We start from the raw sequence: 21,495 nt of genomic DNA, 5'->3' as shown, positions 1-21,495 counted from the left end.
ATGCGCTCGGGTGGCAGAGAGGATGAGAAAAGTGAGCAGTGAACATATAAATGTACAAGAAGAGGATTATGAGCATGGGGATGGGGATGTATCAAAGACTTCCTTTATTTTCAGTGTAATACGGCTTAGCGCCATCTTTATTATCATCTGCGGAATTGCGTATCCGCTGGCTTCCACAGCTATTGCACAGACGTTTATGCCTTCCCAGGCAAACGGGAGCCTGCTGAAGAACAGTGCGGGCCAGGTGGTCGGCTCCGAGCTGATCGGACAGAGCTTTACCAATCCGGCCCTGTTCAATGGCCGTGTGTCCAGCATTGAATATAACGCCGCCGGTTCCGGCTCGAATAACTACGGCCCGTCCAATCCCGATATGCTGCAGCGTACGAGCGACTCTATTCATCAGTGGAAGACGGATAACCCCGATGTTCCTATCACTGAGCTTCCGGCAGATCTGATTACCAATTCAGGCTCGGGTCTGGACCCGCATATCTCTCCGGCGGCGGCAGCCGTACAGATTCCCCGGATCAGTAACCTGACGGGCATTCCGGCGGAGCAGCTTGAGGCACTGGTAGCAGAGTATACGGAGGATCGCGATCTCGGATTGTTCGGGGAGAAGCGTGTTAATGTGCTGAAGCTGAATATGGCTGTACTGGAAAAGTAAAATATGGCACCGTACAAGCGCAAAACGCCGGAGGAAATCCTGGACTCGATCTCACGCCTGCACGCCGGAAGGCTTAAGATCATAATCGGCTCTGTCAGCGGCTCGGGTAAAACGTATCAGATGCTGCATGAAGGAAAGCTTTTGAAGCGGCAGGGAATCGATGTGGTAATCAGTGCAGTCTCGACCATGCAGCGGGCGGATACGATAGAGCAATCGCTTGACCTGGAACGGGTGCCCAGCATCCGCTGGCAGAAGGACGGCCGTGAGCAGAAGGATCTGCCCCTTACGGCATTGATCGAACGGAATCCCGAGGTAGTGCTGGTAGACGGATTGGCTCACCGTAACCGCAGCGGGGCACGTTTTCCGACCAGGCTTGAGGATATCCGTTATTTAATGGAGCAGGGGATCAGCATCATTACAACGATCAATGTGTATGAGCTGGCCGGAGTCGCCATGATTATCTATGAGAAAACAGGTCTGCGTGCGGAAGAAACCGTACCGCTCCACACGCTGGAGCTGGCCGATGAGGTCAGGCTGATCGACGTATCACCGGAAACGATTCTGAACCGGATCAGTGAAGGGGTACTGGGCGATCAGCTGCATCCGGCTATGTCTCACCGAGGAAATCTTGGAGTGCTTCGTGAAATCTCCCTTAGACTGGTGGCTGAAGGAGTCAATGATTCACTTGAAAAATACCGGGAGGAGCAAGGACTTATCGGCCCTTCCGGTGCAATCGAGCGGATTCTGGTATCGGCACAGTATCATTGGAACGGCTCGCTTTATGTCCGCAGAGGCCAGCAGATTGCCAAGCGGCTGAACGGTGATCTGCAGGTGGTAACCTTTATTGTGCCCAATCAGAAGCTGACGAAGGACCAGCAGGTGTTCAAACGCTCGATTCAGAAGCTGGTGAAAAAAGTGGATGCCAGGTTTGAGGAAATCCTGCTGCCGCATCGGCGCAAGCTGCCTTCCATGTTAGTCCGTTACGCGACCCAAAATAATGTAACACGGATCGTCATGGGCCACTCTAATAAAAACCGCTGGCAGGAATTCATGCAGGGCTCTATCGGAAACAGGGTGCTGAGAAGAACGCGGAATGTCGATTTGTTTCTTATGGCTGACCGTGCCGAGCAGGAGGGGGAACGCATTCTTCCCATAAAGGCTAAGCCCAAGGGAGCCGAGGAGCCTTTTCACCGCCTGAGCCGTACGGAAATTGAGCAAAGAATTGAAACCATCCGCCGGGGAACGTTCAAGGTATACATTGGAGCCGCACCGGGCGTAGGCAAAACCTATAAAATGCTTCAAGAAGGAAACCTCCTGCTTAAAAAGGGCATAGATGTTGTTATCGGCCTTCTGGAGACACACGGGAGGAAGGAGACTATTCAGCAGGTTGGAGAGCTGCCTGTTTTTCCGCGGGCCAGGGTCAGCTACCAGAGCACCCAACTGGAGGAAATGGATACCGATGCTATTATTGAACGTCATCCTGAGGTGGTGCTTGTCGACGAATTGGCGCACACGAACGTGCCGGGAAGCCGCACGAAGAAGAGGTATGAGGATGTGCTCCGGTTACTGGACAGCGGTATTTCTGTTATAACCACTGTTAATGTCCAGCATCTTGAAAGCTTGAACGACTCGGTGGAGCAGCTGACCGGCGTCCGGGTGAGAGAGACCGTTCCGGATGCAGTGTTGAAAATGGCGGATGAGGTGGAGCTCATTGACGTGACGCCCAAGATGCTGCAGGAGCGCATGCGTGAAGGAAAGATATATGCGCTGGAAAAGGTGAAGCAGGCGCTGGCCTCTTTTTTCAAAATAGGGAATTTGATTGCCTTAAGAGAGCTGGCACTGCGGGAAATAGCAGATGATGTAGATGAAAGGCTGGAGGCATGGGACCGTGACGGTTCCTTGCGGGGGGCCTGGAGCAGGCGTGAGGTGATTTTTGTCTGTGTGGACCTGGGTCCCCGTTCTGAGAGGCTGATCCGCCGGGGCTTCCGTATTGCCTACCGCCTGAAGGCGGACTGGTTCGTGCATTATGTGCATTGCGGCACGCATAAGACGCAGCAGGAGCAGAAGCGGCTGGATGCGCTGCGCCATCTGACTGAACGGCTCGGCGGCAAAATGGAGGTTGCTGAAACGAACGGCCGGCGCAGAGTCCATCACGATTTGCTCACAAGAATGAATGAGGTCCAGACCACACAGCTTATCGTCGGATACTCGCGCAAGCCGCTCTGGTACAGACTTTTTAAAGAAAGTGCCGTTCATTATCTGCTCCGGAATGCCCGTCATATGGATATGCTGATAGTCGCTGATTTTGACCCAGATATGGGGGATAAAATGCAATAAGGGTTCCCGTGAGGGAGCCCTATTCTATTTAGCCGGGGCCAGGAGTTGCTTATCGGGTATAGTAGACTGGTTCCGCTTTATACAAGGTCTGCTCAATAGCCGGGCAGAGATCATCATGCACCTTGTAGTATTTAACGCGGAAGTATAAGCTTTTCAGAAAATTCTTGATATTAACCCTTTGCCTGAAGGCAGGCAGGAACTCGGGGCTTTTCTCTACATCAGCGAAGCTGCGAATCCATTGCTCCACAGCTGCCCGGCTGAGCAGTTTCCGGTTTAGCACACTAACAACAGGCCGTACTAACCGCTCATCCTCCCCGTCGGCGTAAATCTGGTCTGTTAGGGTCACCTTTTCGTGGACGAGGCTAAGGATCGTTGAAAGATCGCTCCTATCCAGCACGGAACATTGAGCCAGCTCGTCTAATGCATCTGCTCCATGCGCTATGGCATGAGCCCAGCCCTTTTCCCCTTCATACCCGCGGTAATCCCGTTCCTTGCGCAGGCTGTTAAATACACTCTCTTTAATGTGATGAATTTGCTCTTTTGAGAGAAAGGGGGATTCATTATGCCGGGTAAAGACCAGCGGAATCACTAGCATAGAGAAAGAACGGGTGAAGACAGAGTCTGTGCCGGTCTCCCCCAGCTTAAACAGCAGATGCTCTTCATCTAAAAGAATAGGGAGGAGCTGCCCTAGTTCTCCTGCAGTCAGGATGTTTCCGGGAATCCATTGTGACAAAATTTCATAGATCAGCTCATCCCGCAGCTCAGCATCCGCCGATCCGATGTTATGTATCATTTCCTGTACCAGTCCGTAGACATCGGGAGGTGCCTGGTAGCCGTTTTCTTTTATCAAGATCAATCGTTGCTTTAATTGCATATTGCACGCTCCTGCTGAAAATTTATTTTTGAAATGGGAGATACCTTCTTCCTCTACTATAAGATACTGGGAGAAGCTGATACAATATTTAGGAGGGTTGAATGTTATGCCGGGAAAAGGAGGGCAGGTGCCAAAATATGAAACTTAGAGGGACCCTGACTGAGCAGGCTTTTAGAAAAGAATTGCAGGCCTCAAAGAACCATCTATTCAATGACAAATCCATGCTGAGAGCGTAGCCTTGGATTTAGCAAAGCAGGACCTTGAATGATAGCAGAAGGAGTAACAACCATGAGATACATCGGTCGGCCAACGGTTCTCAAGCCGGGTTGCTTAAGCGTGCCTTGATAAGGGTAATGTTGGAAATACATAAATTTTTGATTTCGGGAGGGAGTAACATGAGCCAGGAGGAAGTTGAAGCAACCGGCTGGGATGCCATCAATGAGCAGATGAACAGATTGTATGGAGAGCAGGAGCCGAAGCATTACGGTACCCTCATCCCATATGGCCTGGGAGGCAAGGACCCACTTCGGGGAATTAGTGCGTATAAGGCAGAGAAGCCTTATCCCCATTGGCATTTTGTAACGTATGGCTTCTCGGAGCTGTATGCCAAAGAGTCCAGTGATCCGGAATACAGCGGCTATGGCTTTGAGCTGACCCTCCGGCTGGTGCGTGCTGCGGATGAGGAGGAGCCGCCGGCCTGGGCGCTTAATCTTCTGCAAAATATGGCGAGATATGTGTTTTCGAGCGGTAATATTTTTGCGTCCGGACACTATCTGGATGCGAACGGCCCGATCTGTCTGGGGGCAGATACCAAGCTGACGGCGCTTGCCTTTACGGATGATCCGGAGCTTCCGGCCATCGATACACTTAACGGACGTGTGGAGTTTCTGCAAATGGTCGGAATTACGGCGGATGAGCTGGAGGCTATGACCACGTGGAATACGAATGCTTTTCTGCATGCGGCAGAAGAGGAGCTCCCCTACTATATTACCGATCTTTTGCGTGATTCGTTGCTGCTGGTTCCCGGTATAAAGGATGCCCTACGGACGGGAATTGAGCGGGACGGATCGAGCACAGGCTTTTTCTATGTGGACCAGCTGGAATGGGAGCCCGGCAAAAGCCGTTTATTCGGCAAAGCGCCAGCTGTCCTGACCATGGGCGCCAAGCAGGCCGAGATGGTGGCAAAACTCCTTAGCGCCCGGCTGTCGAAGGGCAAGGAGCTGGCCTTAATCAGCCAGAAGCTGCGGGTCATACTCGAGCCTTCACCGGAGACGGTGTTCGGGGAAGAGGAGCAGACTGTGCGGATTGGCCTAAGCGAGGCTGCTGTCCGGGAGCTGTCAGCGATACTCCAGCCAATAGAGGGTGAATATAAGCTGTCCTCCGGCAAAGGGCTGATCGTGCGGGTGAACAAGACGTATATTAAGGATCAGGACGGCCAGGTTGTTGAAACTATTGGCTGAGAGCTAGCCTGAAGGCCAGGTTGGCAGGATACTGCAGGTACTCCATAGGTAGAAGGTGTTTTAAGTGTACTTTGTACAACTAAAACACCTGTTTTTTTGCATAAATAGAATATAAATGTATTCTATACACTTATTTTTAAGAAAAAGCGCTGAATGCTGCTATTTGCCTCATTATAGTTGCACGAAATACACTTAAACGGTGCGAATTCAATTTTACACTGGATTTAATTGCACAAACTGCAGCTAAACTGGCTGGCCCAATCAGACATTAACGAATTCCGCTAAGGCACCGGGAGGAGCAACCTTGAACACCATTCTTTATCTTGTCCGTCACGCCGAATCGCCCTATATAGCGGGAATGGAGCTGGAAAGAGGCCTTTCGCCTAAAGGGCAGCAGGATGCTGAAAGAGTAAAGCTAATTCTACATAATGAAAAATGCGATCATTTCTATTCCAGCCCGTACGAACGGGCAATCTCGACGATTAGGCCGCTGGCGGAGGAACGGGGGCAGGATATACAGCTTATCGATGATTTGAGGGAGAGGACAATCGGAGATATAGCCGGTACCGGCTTTTATGAAGCTAAACACGCAGTATATAAGGACTTCACCTTTTCTTTTCCAGGCGGCGAGTCTTCTGCCACGGCACAGAAACGTGCTGTCCGGGTAGTAGAGCAGCTGCTCAGCCAACATGCCGGTGACAGCATCGTAATCGGAACGCATGGAGATATAATGACGCTTCTCCTGAATCATTTCGATCGACTTTATGGTTTTGACTTCTGGCAGTCTGCATCCATGCCGGATCTTTATAAGGCGGAGTTCTCCGGTCTGCAGTTAAACAGGGTAACGAGAGAGTGGAGCGGACAGAGTTAGTAGAATTAAAAGAGCTACTGGAATCAATTATCTCCCGCAATCTGCAAAAGCCCGATCCAAGCCTGAAGAGCCCTACGGCTCAGTCGGGCTTATTTGTGTATGCTCACCCGTCTAATCCCCGCCGTAATCCCTCCCGGAACTGACTCGGCGACTCCCCCGTCCAGTGCTTAAACTGCTTAGAGAAATACAGGGGGTCGGTGAAGCCGCAGGAATTCCCCACCTGTTCCACGCTTAAGTTTGTGCTCAATAGCTCCTTGGCCCGTTCCATGCGGACCTGATTGATGTACTGCTTGGGAGAGAGGCTGGTCAGCTGCTTGAACACTTTAGTGAAATGGGTCCGGTGATAGCTGAAGGAGGCTGCCAATTGTTCAATCGAGACGGGCAGCATGTACTGGGTCTGGAACCAGCGGATCGCCTGCTCCACTACTCGTTCGGAGTCGGTTAAGGCTTCGGCCGAGGAGTAACGCAGCTTATGGGTATTCAGGCGGGCAAATTCAGCCAGAAGGATGCGGAACCAGCCGTCTGTAGCTAAAGTAGTTACTGCTTCACCCGACTGCTGTCCCAGCACCCGCTCGATGGTTTCAAACAGGTCACCCAGATGTTCAGGATCAGCCCCTCTGACGATGGGATCGGTGATGGTCATGCCTGTTTTTTGCAGCATATCTAGAGCCTGCGGGCCTTGAACGGCAATCCAGCGGTAGCTCCAGGGCTCAGCATGATCTGCCTGGTAGCTGAATAATACACCGGGAAAAATAACAAAGGTATCGCCCTGGCCAAGCCGGTAGCTTTTCCCTTGCCAGACAAAGGTGCCGTACCCGCTTTCTACTGTATGAATCAGGATGTAATGATGGACGGCTGGGCCGATTTTATGACCTGGCTCGGGCCTGGCAGCACCGGCAAAGGTTATATTCAGATCCGTATTCAATAAGTAGGGGTTAATCTGTATCCTGTACTCATAATGCTCCGGGTTTTCCATTATAGCGCTCCTGGTTGTTAAAATGTATGAAAATAAATGATACTACAAATCTCCATGCAGAGGTGGCAATGTTCCATGCCTATTTTGCCGCTGTGATTTTATAGTAAGGGATATACAAATCATTATCAACCCAAAGGGTATTGAACAAAAGGAGCGTGTAATCGATGAGCAAAATTGTATTTTTAGGAGCCGGAAGCACTGTTTTCGCTAAAAATGTCCTGGGTGACTGTCTGCTCACGCCGGCACTTCAGGATTTTGAGATTGCCCTGTTCGATATTAATCCCGAGCGGCTGCGCGACTCTGAAATTATGCTTAACAATATCCGTACAACCTCTGGAAGCAGATGCAACATAAAGGCATATACAGACCGTAAAGAGGCACTGCGCGGAGCGAAGTATGCCATTAATGCGATCCAGGTCGGAGGGTATGATCCGTGTACCATTACCGATTTTGAAATCCCCAAGAAATACGGGCTGCGTCAGACTATTGCGGATACGATCGGGATCGGCGGGATTTTCCGGAATCTGCGGACCATTCCTGTGCTGGACGAGTTCGCAGCGGATATCCGCGAGGTGTGCCCGGATGTGCTATTCCTGAATTACACGAATCCGATGGCAGTGCTGACCAACTATATGAGCCGGTATGCCGGAGTGCAGACGGTCGGATTATGCCATAGCGTGCAGGTGTGTGTGCCGGAGCTTTTTAAATCGCTGGGGATGGATGATACGGGAGTTAAATCAAGGATTGCCGGGATTAATCATATGGCCTGGCTGCTGGAGGTTTCGCGTGACGGGGTAGATTTGTATCCTGAGATCAAGAGACGGGCTAAGGAGAAACAGCAGGCAGGGAAGCACTCCGACATGGTCCGGTTCGAGCTGATGAATAAATTCGGCTACTATGTTACAGAATCTTCTGAGCACAGTGCGGAGTATCATCCTTATTTTATCAAAAGAAACTACCCGGAGCTGATTGACCAGTTGAACATTCCGCTGGATGAATATCCGCGCCGCTGCCGCGAGCAGATCAGTAACTGGACGAAGATGAGAGATGAGCTGGTAGGGGATGTACATCTGGAGCATCAGCGGTCGCACGAATACGCATCCTATATCCTTGAGGCCATTGAGACGGACATCCCTTACACAATCGGCGGGAATGTGCTGAATACCGGATTAATTACGAATCTTCCGGATGAGGCCTGCGTCGAGGTTCCGTGTCTCGTTAACAGAAACGGGATTAGTCCGACCTATGCCGGAGACCTTCCGCCGCAGCTGGCTGCACTGAACAGAACGAATATCAACACCCAGCTGTTGACGATAGAAGCCGCTATAACCGGCAAAAAAGAGCATATCTACCATGCAGCAATGCTTGATCCGCACACGGCTGCCGAGCTGTCACTGGATGATATTGTGGCGCTATGCGATGATTTGATTGAGGCCCACGGCAGCTGGCTGCCTAAATTTAACTAAGGAGATTTATGCAATGAATATGAAAGACAAGCTCCATGACGTAAGTTTGTATCTGCCCGGTGACGAGGAGATTATGAAGGAGCAGACGCTTTGTCTCGAACAGCTGTATGATTTCAACCGCACCCGGCCAAGTGAATATGCCAAAAGAATGGAAATGCTGAGGGAAATGTTTGCAGAGATCGGCGAGAACTGCTACATCGAACCGCCGTTTCATGCGAACTGGGGCGGAAAGCATGTCCATTTTGGCAAAAATATATATGCGAACTTTAATCTGACGATGGTGGATGATACCCACATTTACGTCGGGGATTACACGATGTTCGGCCCGAACGTGACTGTTGCTACAGCCGGCCATCCCATCCTCCCGGAGCTGCGTGAGCAGGCCTATCAATATAATGCCGCCGTTACAATCGGTAAAAATTGCTGGATCGGCGCAGGGGCCGTTATTCTCCCGGGCATTACAATCGGCGATAATACGGTAATCGGTGCAGGGAGTATCGTTACAAGGGATATTCCTGCCAACGTTGTGGCTATCGGCAATCCGTGCAAGGTGCTGCGTGAGATTAATGAGCAGGATGAGCAGTTTTATTTTAAAGGGCGGCGGATTGTTAAGGCGGATTTGGTGTAGGAGCAGAATAGCAGGAGTAGAGGACCGCGCGCAGGCGCGGTTTTTTTATTGGCATCTATCTACCGGAGTCATTCTTAGGATTGAAATCTTTGTGGAAACTCTTTTTTTATTTGAGAATATATGGTAAGTTTATCCGGTCTTTACTTAAAGGAGGCTGGCACGCAATGACGGTTCTACAGTGCAATCAAGTATCCAAAATCATTAACGGAAAAGCTATCTTAAAAGACTTTAGTTTTTCCATACAAGCAGGTGAAATTGTAGGGCTGGTAGGGCCCAACGGGGCTGGAAAAACGACTCTGATGAGACTGATGACGGGGCTGTCCCGGATCTCCGCAGGTTCTATACATATAAAAGAAATGGATATAAATAAGCAATTTGTTAGTTACATCAGAGAAATTGGCGCAATCATTGAGACACCCCTATTTTATCCGTATCTTACAGGCTTCCAGTGTCTGAAATATTACTCCAAACTGCGCAGCGTCCATAATGACAGGCTCAAGGAGGTTGTCTCGTTATTAGGATTAACGGATGCCATTCATAAAAAAGTAAAAACCTATTCACTGGGTATGCGACAGCGTTTAGGCATTGCCCAGGCGATATTGGCAGAGCCCGCATTGCTGATTCTGGATGAGCCCTTTAACGGTCTAGACCCTAACGGAGTAGCGGAGCTGAGGAATATTCTTAAGAAAATGGCTGCAGGAGGAACCGCCGTGTTTCTTTCAAGCCATACGCTTAACGAGCTGGAGGCCATTTGCGACCGTGCCATTTTGATGAGTGAAGGAAGATTAATTCAGATTAAGGATATAAGAATTCAGGAGGCTGGCGATTTCTCCAACATGAGTTTATCGACGTCGGATGATGTCAAAGCAATGGCCTTAATTAAAACTCATTTTACAAAGGTCGACGTGAAAAGGGATCAGGTCATCCGCTTGAATCAGATCCATTTTGATGTATTTACGGATATTCTGCTGCTGCTGAAAACAAACGGAATTAAGGTCATCCATATGAAAGAAGAGAAGAATACACTGGAGGAGACATTTATGACCTTGCTGGGAGGCGGAAAGAGATGAGTGCTGTAGCTCAAGTTGTGAATGCTGAAATGTACAAGTTTTTTCGGAGTAAGAGCTGGTTCAGTTCGTTAATTATTATGCTGCTTGTTTCTGCTTTCCTGTTTCTTTCACTGCCTTCTTCCGCTGATTGGAAAGACAAATTAGAACAAGGGAACACTTCCATTGAACAGCAGCTGAATATGACTGCCGCGCAGCTTAATGCAGAGTCCGGTACTACGAATGTATACATAAAACAGTGGAAAGAAAATGAGGCTTATCTTCAAAATAATATTGTTCCGGCTAACGATTATAGTTATGGTACAGCAGCCGGCTATCTTAGTTCGGTATTATCGCTTCGGTCCTTAGGTCTCATTCTGATTGTATTTCCTGTGATCTATGCGGTGTCGATGGCAAAGGAATTTGAGAGCGGGACCATTCAATTTCTGGTAATGAATCCTTTTAAAAGAACACAGGTGCTGATCGGTAAATATATCAGTGTTCTCAGCAGCACGATCATTTTTTTAGTTGTAACGTTGCTGGCAAATGCAGCGCTTAGCCTGTTGACCCGGCCGTTTGGGAATTCTTTTATATACAGCTTTAATGACGGGCAGCTTACTCAACAAAGCACCATGCTTTTTGTGATCACCAATATTTTGCTGTCCCTGGTCTATTATCTCCCCTATATGACACTGGCCTTTGTACTCGCAACCGTGTTTCGCTCCACAACTCTAAGCCTTAGCATTACATTGCTGATTGCTTTACTGGGGACCCAGTTACTCGGTTTAATCAAGGAGGGCTCCGTCATGCTGAAATTTTTACTTCCTGCCGTTGTCGATGTGACCCATTCTCCGAGCAGAGCCAATTTTGCTGAGATTAATCAATATCCTTTAGTTCAGTGTATCGGTATAGCTATAGGTTATATCATTTTATTGTTAGGGGTGTCCCTGGTTCATTTTCAAAAGAAAGACATTGCTTAGAGTCAGGCCAACTCCTCTCCAATTGACAGCCCCCCACCCTAACCCTATAATTTAGATCATTATGAAAGCTGTTTCACATTTCGATAGCTAACCTGTGTATGTAAGATGGAACCCCTTTATTTAAGCGGGTTTCATTTTGTTTTTTTATATAGATTAAAATTGGAAAATAAAAATTAATTTAATCTCTATAAAGTATAGTTCCAAAAAGGAGAAGCCATGGAAACAACGTTCTGCAAAATCGTAGTGGTGGACGATGAGATGCTGGTGCGGCAGGGGATTATTCATCTGCTGGACTGGGAGGGGGAAGGCTTTCAGATCGCCGGGGAGGCGTCGAACGGACGAGAGGCGTTTGAGCTGATTGAGTCCCAGCGTCCGCATATTATCCTGACGGATATTGTGATGCCGGTAATGGACGGGGAGGAGCTGATCCGGCTCGTCAAGGGCATGTACCCGGAAATTGAAGTGATTGTGCTGAGCAGCTTCAGCGAGTTCGAATACGTGCGCTCGACGTTTCAGAGCGGAGTAGCGGACTATATCCTCAAACCAAGGCTGGACGCGGCTTCCCTGCTGGCGGTGCTGAAGAAAACCGCGCAGCGGATTCCCGTACTGCAGCAGGTGGACTGGAGGAATGACAAGCGGCAGTCGGCCGATTATATACTGGACAAGCTTGTATCCGGCTACCCTATTGATTATGAAGCTGAGGTGCTGGAGGAAGTCTTTCCTTATCCGGACTTCGCGCTGGTCATTGCCGATGCCGGAGAGGAGTCTGCATCCGTAGGCCGTAAGGAAGAATGGCTGGAGAACAGTATCCGTTCGCTGCTGCAGAGCGGCGGAAATCCGCTGGTCTTCCGGCGGCTGTCTACAGTGGAGGGGCATATCCGGCTGCTGTTTAATCTGAACACAGATGGACGTGAAGCGCTGATCCATACGGCAGAGCAGGTTTTTGCTGCCGGTATCAGAGCCAATATGTTTCAGAGTCTGGCGGTCAGCCGCAGCTTTACAGACCTGAAGGAGCTGCATGCGGTCTACTCGCAGGAGCTGATGAAGCTGCTGGACCAGCGGTTTTTCCTGCCGGAGCGTTCGCTGCTGGTAGATAACGGCGGAGGGGTTCAGCAGGGGGCGGCTTTTGACCAGGAGGCCTTTGCGGCAGAGCTTAACCGGCAGGAGTTCGACCAGGCGTTTGCCCGGCTGAGTGTCTATGTATCCTCGATGTCCGGCCGCCGCGATACGGGGGTATCCGAGTTCAAGTCCTTCCTGTGCCACAGCATTTTTCAGGTCATCGGGATGCTGCTGCATTTTCACTATGAAGCCAAAGCGCTGGATGAGAGCAAATATGAGTATTTCCGCTCCATTCATGAAGCCCGGCATATCGGCGAGACAGAGGCGCGGCTGATACAGTTCCTGCAGGATGCGACAGAATGCTTCATGAAGAACCGGGGCGGAACACCGGCCATGCAGAAGATCCTGCTGTACATCGACGAGCATTATTCAGGCCAGATTACCTTGACCGAGGTGGCAAAGGAGTTTCATTTTAACCCGTCTTATTTATCTAATTACTTTGCACTGCATAATAAAGAGGGCTTCAATGAATATCTGAACCGGGTACGGATTGAAAAGGCCTGTCTGCTGCTTAAGGAGAGCCCGGATCTGTCCATTTCTGAAATCAGCAGCCTTGTCGGCTACTCTGACCACAGCTATTTCACCAGAGTATTCCGCAAGCTGATGGCGGTATCGCCGAGCCAATACCGGAAAGGATAATGCAGCAGGAAGGAGTCCGCAATGGGACTAATGGAGAGATGGCTCAGTAAGCTCAGGAACCAGAGCCTGTTCAGTAAAATTTTCGTCGTTATGGTCATCAGCATTGTCCTCGTCACCGTAATGATTACCGCAGTGACAGTACAAATGTCGCAGACGCTGTTTGTGCAGACCTTCAGCATCACCAACTCCAAAATTATCGACCAGATTAAAAGCGCACTGGATAACTCACACTACACCACAGTCAATACAGCAATCAATGTTGGGCAAAGCGGGGTCATCCGCAGCTTTATGACGGAGCAGGACGGCAGCTCACTGGCTAATTTCCGGCGTTATTTCAGCATGCGTGACCAGATGGACCGCATTCAGTCCGGCATCGGAGCAGCCAATATGGGCCTGTCTATTCTGGGCGGAAACGGCAGGAGCTATACCAGCGATGTCACCTATTGGTCCGGCTCTGCCGGGGAGCTGAGGGATCATCCGGTTTCAAGGGCAGCTCAGGAGCAGGGCGGACGGCTCATCTACAGCTTCATGGATGCAGGTCCGCTGAATTCACAGAACCGCACGCTGGTAGCGGCCAAGGCGCTAACTGCACCGGGACTTGCAGAGCCGTACGGCACACTGTATATGTTCACGCGGGAAAGTGATTTCCGTAAGAGCTATGCCAGCTTTACAAGCCAGGGTAATGATGTCATGTTTCTGGATCCTTCAGGCCGGATTGTGTCGAGTAACCGCACAGAGCAGATCGGTGAGCTGTCTCCCGACCTCCTGAACAGTGCGAAGCAGATTGACGAGGGGAATCTGGACAGTGAGGAGCTGACGATCGGCGGTCGGGATGTGATTGTGCTGGCGGATTATCTGCCGGCTTACAACTTTTATATTGTGAATCTGATCGATAAAGAGGAAACCATCGGCACACTGCTTGATAAAAGAACACTTTTTCTGATCGGGGGAGCCATTGCCGCTGTTGCGGTGCTGGTCATCTATTTCCTGACGAAGCGGCTTACGCTATCCCTGCGCACACTGGTCAAAAAAATGTCCAATGTAACCAAAAAGAATTTCCATAACTATATGTCTGTCACCGGAAGCTATGAAACGAGGCAGCTGAGCACGGCATTCAACTATATGCTTAAAGAGCTGAATGACTATGTCGCCCAGCTGGTGGAAACGCAGAAGGAGCAGCGGAATGCCGAGCTGGCTGCACTGCAGCAGCAGATCAATCCGCATTTTCTGTATAACACGCTGGCCTCAGTCAATATTCTGGTGCAGCGGGGCAGCAAGGAGCAGGCGACGGAGACGATCCATGCCCTGATCTCCCTGCTGCAGAATACGATCAGCAATGTGAAAGAGACCATTACGGTGGAGGACGAGCTGATTAATCTGAAGCATTATGTCTTTATTAATCAGGTGCGCAACGGCAGCCGGGTCAAGGTTGAAACCTTCGTCTCGCCGGACTGCATGAGCGCCAAGGTGCCGAAGCTAATCCTGCAGCCTTTTATTGAGAATGCCTTTTTCCACGCCTTCAATATTAAGACCTCGGGCTATATCTATGTCACCCTTATGAAGGACCGGGATTCACTGCACTGCGAGGTGGTTGATACAGGAGACGGTATGGATCTGGACAACAAGGAGACAATCCCGGCTTCCACAAGCAGCCGCCAGCTGTTCAGCGGGATCGGCATCCGTAATGTCCATGACCGTCTGCTGCTGCTGTACGGTGAGCCGTACGGCGTAACCATCACCAGTACCCCCGGCCAGGGGACAAAGGTCTCTATCAGAATTCCTTGCTGAAAAAAACGCATTGAACCGCTGCCTTTGCAGCATACTATGACAGCTACGCCGCAAGCCGGCGCCGCACAACGGCGTCGGCTTCTTGCATCTGTGCGGCCTGTTTTACCTAAAAAAAGTGCGAAAGGGGAAAAATAATGCTAATCCGTGGACCGTGGAAGCGGATACAGAAGACAATATTATCACTATTTTAACTAAAATCATTTCTAACGGAATGATGAACCGGGATGATATTCTTGATAAAGAAAGCACTTTCAAATAAATGTTAGGGGGACTTACATCATGAAGAAAAAAGCTACCGCGCTTATGCTCGCCGGATTTACACTTCTGACAGCATGCTCAAGCAACGCAAATACGAATAACCAAGCCAATACAGGAGCCGAAGGAAATGCAGCTGGCGGAAACCAGAAAATTACCGTTTGGGCCTGGGACAAAAACTTCAATATCGCTGCAATGAACCTTGCTAAGGACGCTTATGTGGCAAAGAATGCAGATGCTCAAATCGACGTTGTTGAATATGCGCAGGATGACATCATCCAGAAGCTGAACACAGGGCTTAACTCAGGCTCCGCTTCCGGTCTGCCAAACATTGTTCTGATTGAGGATTACCGTGCACAGAGCTTCTTGCAAACGTATCCAGACGCTTTTCAGGAACTCGGCGATGCCATTAACACTGCTGATTTCGCTGAATACAAGCTTGGACCAACCAGCTTTGACGGCAAGCAATACGGCGTACCGTTCGACTCCGGTGTTGTAGGCCTGTACGTACGTACTGATTATCTGCAGGAAGCCGGCTACACGGTTGACGATCTGCAGGATATTGACTGGCAGCAGTACATTGAAATCGGTAAAGCCATTAAAGAAAAAACAGGTAAAGATATGCTGACACAGGACCCTAACGATCTGGGGCTGATCCGCATGATGATCCAGTCCGCCGGCTCCTGGTACCTGAAAGAGGACGGAACAACACCTGACCTGAAAGATAACGCGGTTCTGAAGGAAGCCTTCGAAAGCTACAAAGAGCTGATGAATGCTAATATCGTGAAAATCAACTCCGACTGGAGCTCCTTCCTGGCAGGCTTCAACAGCGGTGACGTTGCTTCGGTTCCTACAGGTAACTGGATCACACCTTCTGTAAAAGCATCGGCTGACCAGTCCGGCAAATGGGCGGTAGTACCGTTCCCTAAACTCAAGAATGCAGCAAACTCTGTACACGCATCTAACCTCGGCGGCAGCTCCTGGTATGTGCTGAACAATGACGGTAAAGAAGCAGCGATTGAATTCCTGGGCGCAACCCTTGGCTCTGATGCTGACCTGTACCAGAAGCTTGTAACAGATGTAGGCGTTGTAGGTACTTACAAACCGGCTGCTGAAGGCGAAGCTTACAGTGCGGCTGATGAATTCTTCGGCGGACAAAAGGTTATCGCTGACTTTGCAAAATGGACTGCTGAAATCCCGAACGTAAACTACGGTCTGCACACTTATGCGCTTGAGGATATTCTCAAGGTTGAAATGCAGAACTTCCTGAACGGTACGGACCTGGACAAAGCGCTTGCCGATGCACAGTCCCAGGCTGAATCCCAAATCCAGTAAAAGATCTTGTAATACCTGATTACTCCGCTGTCCTCCCTACCTGCCGTCTAGAGCCAGGACGGAGGATAGCGGCTTCTCCTATGTAAAGATATACGCCTGTATAGAGAAAGGAATGAGAGCTGTGAACCATACCATGCGCAACCGCGCTAAGCTTACCGGCTGGCTGTTTATTGCTGCAGCCGTCCTCATGATCTGTCTGTTTTATTTCTATCCGATGATTCAAGCCTTGCTGCTCTCGTTCAAAACGGGTGCAGGGGCTAATCTTCATTTTGACGGATTAACCAACTACAAACGCCTGCTCAGCGACAAAACCTTTTTTACCGCAGTAAAGAATACCTTCCTGTTCCTGATTGTACAGGTACCAGTTATGATCGTGTTTGCGATGATGATTTCGGTGCTGCTGAATGACAGCAAGCTGCGCTTCAAAGGCTTTTTCCGTACAGCGATCTTCCTGCCTTGCGTAACCTCACTTGTAGCTTACTCCGTCGTGTTCAAATATCTGTTTGGCAATGACGGCCTGATTAACCTGGCTTTAATGAACCTGCACATCCTGTCTGAACCGATCCAGTGGATCTCCGATCCCTTCTGGGCAAAGGTTACCATTATTATCGCCATTACCTGGCGCTGGACGGGATACAATATGATTTTCTTCCTCTCCTCGCTGCAAAACATCGACAGTTCCATTTATGAAGCTGCAAAAATTGACGGTGCTTCGGGTCCGAGACAATTTTTCGCGATTACCGTGCCACTGCTCAAGCCAATCATTCTGTTTACGTCGATTACCTCGACTATTGGTACCCTGCAGCTGTTCGATGAAATTATGAATATAACTAAGGGAGGTCCCGGCAACGCGACGCTCTCCATTTCCCAATATATTTATAATCTTTCGTTCAAATACACGCCTGACTTCGGATATGCCGCTACCGTGTCGTATTCTATCGTAGCCATGATTGTTGTTCTGGCCTTCCTTCAAATCAAACTGGCAGGTGATGATAAATAATGAGAAGCTTACGCCGTGCCCCAATTTATATTTTTCTGTCCATTGTCGCGTTCGTTTCGATTTTCCCGTTTCTGTGGATGATTATCAGCGCCACTAACCTTTCGGTTGACGTGACCCAGGGCAGAATGCTGCCCGGTACAGCACTGTTCGACAATATCAGAAAGCTGACAGAGTCGATCAACCTGGTGCCTGCACTCTGGAATACGCTCAAAATCGCTCTGACAACAACGGTTCTGGCCCTGCTGGTTGCTTCCCTGGCCGGCTACGGATTTGAAATTTACCGCAGCAAAGCGAAGGATATGGTCTTCAATCTGTTATTATTATCCATGATGATCCCTTTTGCCGCGCTGATGGTTCCGCTGTATCAGATGTTCTCCAAGCTGTCGGCTGCTGCTCCGCTGATCGGGGTTAATACAGTCGCTGCTGTCGTTCTTCCGACCTTTACGACGGCTTTCCTGATCTTCTTCTTCCGGCAGAGCTCAAAGATGTTCCCTCGTGAGCTGCTTGAGGCCGGACGGATTGACGGATTATCGGAGCTGGGCCTGTTCTTCAAAATCTACATGCCGACGATGAAGACGACCTATTCTGCCGCCGCAATCATCACGTTTATGTCCAGCTGGAATAACTACCTCTGGCCGCTGATCGTGCTGCAGACTCCGGAAAAACGGACGATTCCGCTGCTGATCTCGAACCTGGGCTCCAGCTACTCTCCGGATTTCGGTGTTATAATGGCCGCAGTCGTTATCTCTACACTTCCGACAGCACTCGTCTTCTTCCTGATGCAGAAGCAATTCGTTGCCGGTATGGTGGGATCAGTGAAATAATGATTTACAAGTTCACTTTCTATCAGAGGAGGAAATGAAATTGGCAGTTAACCCAAGCTTGAGCTGGCTGGAAGATCCGGGCACCTTTAAGGTGAACCGGGTCGAGGCTCATTCGGATCACCGCTATTATTCAAATCTGGCTGAGGCAGAGGCCGGAGCGCCGATGGATATGCGCTTCAGCCTGAACGGAAGCTGGAAATTCAGCTATGCGCCGAATCCGGCAAGCCGTGTGGAAGCTTTTTATAAGGAAGAATTCAATTGCACAGGCTGGGACAATATTCAGGTTCCCGGACATATTCAGCTGCAGGGCTACGGCCGGCCGCAATATGTAAATACAATGTACCCTTGGGATGGGCTGATTGATCTCCGTCCGCCGCACATCTCTCCGGACCATAATCCGGTCGGCAGCTACGTTAAGGAGTTCCGCCTGCCGGAAAATATGGAGAACGGACCGCTGTTCATTTCGTTCCAGGGTGTTGAATCGGCGTTCTATGTCTGGCTGAACGGTGAATTCGTCGGCTATGCCGAGGACAGCTTCACTCCCTCAGAATTTGACCTGACCCCGTTTATGCGGGCAGGCAAAAACAAGCTGGCTGTTGAGGTCTACCAGCGCAGCACCGGCGGCTGGCTGGAGGATCAGGATTTCTGGCGGTTCTCCGGGATTTTCCGTGAGGTGTACTTATATACGGTTCCAAAGGTCCATATCCGTGATCTCGAGGTACGGGCTGAGCTGGACGATACTTACACACAAGGCAGTCTGAATGTAACCATGCGCCTGCTGGAGTTGCCGCAGGATACGGTAAGTGCCAAGCTTGAGCTGAAGGACCGTGACGGGGAGGTTCGGCTCAGCAGCGGGGGTGTGTTTGACGGGCAAGAGCTAACCCTATCGGGTGAAGTAGCAGATGTTCTGACCTGGAGTGCAGAGACCCCGTATCTCTATACCGTTTGTCTCACTTTGACGGGGGCAGACGGAGCTGTTGTCGAAGCTGTTGTGCAGAAGGCAGGCTTCCGCCGGTTCGAGATGAAGAACAAGCTGATGTGCATCAACGGCAAACGGATTGTCTTCAAGGGCGTCAACCGCCATGAATTCAACTGCCGCACAGGCCGCAACATTACCCGTGAGGATATGCTGTGGGATATTGAGACGCTGAAGAGAAGCAACATCAATGCCGTCCGGACCTCGCACTATCCGAACCAGACTTTATGGTATGAGCTGTGCGATGAATACGGGGTTTATGTCATCGATGAAATGAACCTGGAAACCCACGGCTCCTGGCAGAAGATGGGCGCGGTCGAGCCGTCCTGGAATATTCCGCATAATGATCCGAAATGGCATGACATCGTGCTGGACCGTGCGGTCAATATGGTGGAGCGGGACAAGAACCATCCGTCCATTCTGATCTGGTCCTGCGGTAACGAATCGTATGCGGGGCAAGTCATTCTGGATGTGGCGAACTGGTTCCGCAGCCGGGACAACAGCCGTCTCGTTCACTATGAAGGCGTGTTCTATGACCGCAATTATAATGATACAAGCGATATGGAGAGCCGGATGTACGCGAAGCCGGCCGACATTGAGGAATATTTGAACAGTAATCCGGACAAGCCGTATCTCAGCTGCGAATACATGCACGCGATGGGTAACTCCGTCGGCGGCATGCATAAGTATACTGAGCTTGAGAACAAATACCCGATGTACCAGGGCGGTTTCATCTGGGATTACATCGACCAGTCCATTCTCAAGAAGGACCGCTATGGTAATGAATTCTTCGCGTACGGCGGAGATTTCGGTGACCGTCCGACGGATTACAGCTTCTGCGGGAACGGCATTGTGTTCGCTGACCGGAAGTGGACACCTAAGATGCAGGAGGTTAAATTCCTGTATCAGAACTACAAGCTTGCGCCAGACCTGACAGGCATCCGCGTGACGAATGAAAGCCTGTTCGCAGGAACGGAGCATCTGGCACTGGAATACAGCCTGTATTGTGAGGGCGAGCTGCTTGGCAGGTGGACCACAGATGTCAGCGCAGCTCCGCAAAGCGAAGTACGGGTACCGATTGAGCTTCCGCATACGGAAGGGACTCCGGGCGAGTACAGCATCCAGGCTTCTCTGGTACTGAAGGAAGCTGAGCTGTGGGCCGAAGCAGGATATGAAATCGCCTTTGGCGAGCATATCTTCAATGTGGAGGCTGCGCAGGCTGAACTGCCTGCAGGCGCACTGAACGTAGTAGAAGGAGATGTGCAGATCGGCGTAATCGGCGAAGGCTTTACCGTAATCTTCTCCAAGCAGGTCGGATCGCTCGTGTCGCTGAACTATCACGGACATGAGATGATTGAGGCTCCTCCGGCGCCGCTTTTCTGGCGTGCAGCTACTGACAACGACAAGGGAACCCAGCTCGGATACCATGGCGGAGCCTGGTACGCTGCCAGTCTGGCCCGCAAATGCGTAGAGGGAAGCCTTGAGCAGGAGGAAGGCGCAGTAACGGTAAGCTTTGATTACCGGTTCAGCATTCATGAGGAGCTGGCGTTTAAGACAGCTTATACTGTGTACGGCAACGGAACGGTAAGAGTTCGTACGCGTTATTCCGGTGCTGCCGGACTTCCGGATGTGCCGATCGTAGCCTTATTCTTCAAGATGTCGGCTGACTATGAGCAGTCCGAGTGGTACGCAATGGGACCTGAGGAGAACTACATCGACCGTGCGTTCGGCGCCAGACTCGGTGTGTTCAGCCGCAAGGTACAGGAACTGCCGTCCCGCTATCTTGTACCGCAGGAATCAGGCAACCGCACGGGTGTCCGCCGCGTGAGTATTACCGATAAAGCAGGAGTCGGGCTGCAGATTACAGCTCCGGCAAGCGCTCCTGTAGAATGTACCTTGTCGCCATATACCGCATTCGAGCTGGAGCATGCCGCTCATCCGTTTGAGCTTCCGCAGGTTCACTACACTGTAGTAACTGTTGCCGGCAGACAAATGGGCGTCGGCGGTGACGACAGCTGGGGCGCACCGGTCCATCCGGAATACAGAATTCCTGCAGACCAGCCGCTGGAATATGAATTCTTCCTGTCCGGTTTGGGTTTGGGAGAGAATTAATGTAATGCTGTAGAAATGAAGCCGGCCCCGCTCTGATGGTATTCAGAGCGGGGCCGGCTTTTGATCATTTACAGGAAATTATCTCCATGATAGATTAATGGTGGGACAAGTGCCCATGGCAAATATACTATGATCGGATAGCCGGAGG

At 50.4% G+C, this 21,495-nt stretch carries 16 protein-coding genes; 14 read left to right on the top strand and 2 right to left on the bottom strand.

The window, feature by feature from the left end; translation table 11 throughout:
* Positions 1 to 22 precede the first annotated feature (22 nt).
* Both kdpC and R70723_RS27920 read left to right on the top strand, forming a co-directional pair.
* Positions 23 to 661 (top strand): potassium-transporting ATPase subunit KdpC, encoded by a 639-nt coding sequence (kdpC, locus tag R70723_RS27925; RefSeq protein ID WP_081957510.1) that lies wholly within the window; start codon positions 23 to 25, stop codon positions 659 to 661.
* A gap of 3 nt (positions 662 to 664) precedes the next feature.
* Positions 665 to 2,998, top strand: coding sequence for a histidine kinase (locus R70723_RS27920; RefSeq protein ID WP_039877328.1), 2,334 nt, complete (start codon positions 665 to 667; stop codon positions 2,996 to 2,998).
* Positions 2,999 to 3,047: 49 nt separating this feature from the next.
* Here the strand turns inward: R70723_RS27920 and R70723_RS27915 are convergent, their stop codons facing one another.
* Entirely contained in the window at positions 3,048 to 3,872 is an 825-nt protein-coding gene (locus tag R70723_RS27915) for a DUF2785 domain-containing protein (RefSeq protein WP_039877327.1), read from the bottom strand.
* Between the two features lie 395 nt (positions 3,873 to 4,267).
* Between R70723_RS27915 and R70723_RS27910 the strand changes: the two genes are divergently transcribed.
* Positions 4,268 to 5,332 carry a suppressor of fused domain protein gene (locus tag R70723_RS27910; protein WP_039877326.1) on the top strand — a complete coding sequence of 355 codons (1,065 nt, stop codon included), beginning with the start codon at positions 4,268 to 4,270 and terminating at the stop codon, positions 5,330 to 5,332.
* Between the two features lie 304 nt (positions 5,333 to 5,636).
* Positions 5,637 to 6,203, top strand: a complete 567-nt coding sequence (locus R70723_RS27905) for a histidine phosphatase family protein (RefSeq protein ID WP_039877325.1) — start codon at positions 5,637 to 5,639, stop codon at positions 6,201 to 6,203.
* A gap of 103 nt (positions 6,204 to 6,306) precedes the next feature.
* On the opposite strand, the gene R70723_RS27900 is transcribed toward R70723_RS27905, so the two are convergent.
* On the bottom strand, positions 6,307 to 7,179 hold the full coding sequence (locus R70723_RS27900; protein WP_039877324.1) for a helix-turn-helix transcriptional regulator: 873 nt from the start codon (positions 7,177 to 7,179) through the stop codon (positions 6,307 to 6,309).
* 164 nt (positions 7,180 to 7,343) lie between these two features.
* Here R70723_RS27900 and R70723_RS27895 point away from each other — a divergent pair, with 164 nt between their 5' ends.
* From R70723_RS27895 to R70723_RS27850, 10 genes are all read left to right on the top strand, one after another.
* A complete protein-coding gene (locus R70723_RS27895; RefSeq protein WP_039877323.1) occupies positions 7,344 to 8,645 on the top strand; it encodes an alpha-glucosidase/alpha-galactosidase in 1,302 nt (433 codons plus the stop codon).
* Positions 8,646 to 8,658: 13 nt separating this feature from the next.
* Positions 8,659 to 9,273, top strand: coding sequence for a sugar O-acetyltransferase (locus R70723_RS27890; protein ID WP_039877322.1), 615 nt, complete (start codon positions 8,659 to 8,661; stop codon positions 9,271 to 9,273).
* A 164-nt stretch (positions 9,274 to 9,437) separates the two neighbouring features.
* The gene (locus tag R70723_RS27885) at positions 9,438 to 10,343 is read left to right on the top strand and encodes an ABC transporter ATP-binding protein (RefSeq protein ID WP_039877321.1); all 906 of its coding nucleotides are present in this window, start codon (positions 9,438 to 9,440) and stop codon (positions 10,341 to 10,343) included.
* A complete protein-coding gene (locus tag R70723_RS27880) occupies positions 10,340 to 11,299 on the top strand; it encodes an ABC transporter permease (protein WP_039877320.1) in 960 nt (319 codons plus the stop codon). Before R70723_RS27885 ends, R70723_RS27880 begins: the two co-directional genes overlap by 4 nt.
* A gap of 216 nt (positions 11,300 to 11,515) precedes the next feature.
* Entirely contained in the window at positions 11,516 to 13,057 is a 1,542-nt protein-coding gene (locus R70723_RS27875) for a response regulator transcription factor (RefSeq protein WP_039877319.1), read from the top strand.
* Between the two features lie 21 nt (positions 13,058 to 13,078).
* Entirely contained in the window at positions 13,079 to 14,845 is a 1,767-nt protein-coding gene (locus R70723_RS27870) for a sensor histidine kinase (RefSeq protein ID WP_039877318.1), read from the top strand.
* 279 nt (positions 14,846 to 15,124) lie between these two features.
* Positions 15,125 to 16,435: an ABC transporter substrate-binding protein gene (locus tag R70723_RS27865; protein WP_039877317.1), complete on the top strand. Its 1,311-nt coding sequence runs from the start codon at positions 15,125 to 15,127 to the stop codon at positions 16,433 to 16,435.
* A 112-nt stretch (positions 16,436 to 16,547) separates the two neighbouring features.
* Entirely contained in the window at positions 16,548 to 17,435 is an 888-nt protein-coding gene (locus R70723_RS27860) for a carbohydrate ABC transporter permease (protein WP_039877316.1), read from the top strand.
* On the top strand, positions 17,435 to 18,259 hold the full coding sequence (locus tag R70723_RS27855; protein ID WP_039877315.1) for a carbohydrate ABC transporter permease: 825 nt from the start codon (positions 17,435 to 17,437) through the stop codon (positions 18,257 to 18,259). Before R70723_RS27860 ends, R70723_RS27855 begins: the two co-directional genes overlap by 1 nt.
* A gap of 34 nt (positions 18,260 to 18,293) precedes the next feature.
* Positions 18,294 to 21,347: a beta-galactosidase, LacZ type gene (locus tag R70723_RS27850; protein ID WP_231574791.1), complete on the top strand. Its 3,054-nt coding sequence runs from the start codon at positions 18,294 to 18,296 to the stop codon at positions 21,345 to 21,347.
* Positions 21,348 to 21,495 lie beyond the last annotated feature (148 nt).

Source organism: Paenibacillus sp. FSL R7-0273, assembly GCF_000758625.1.
GTDB lineage: Bacteria > Bacillota > Bacilli > Paenibacillales > Paenibacillaceae > Paenibacillus_AQ.
This window is presented reverse-complemented; position numbering and strand designations above follow the sequence as displayed.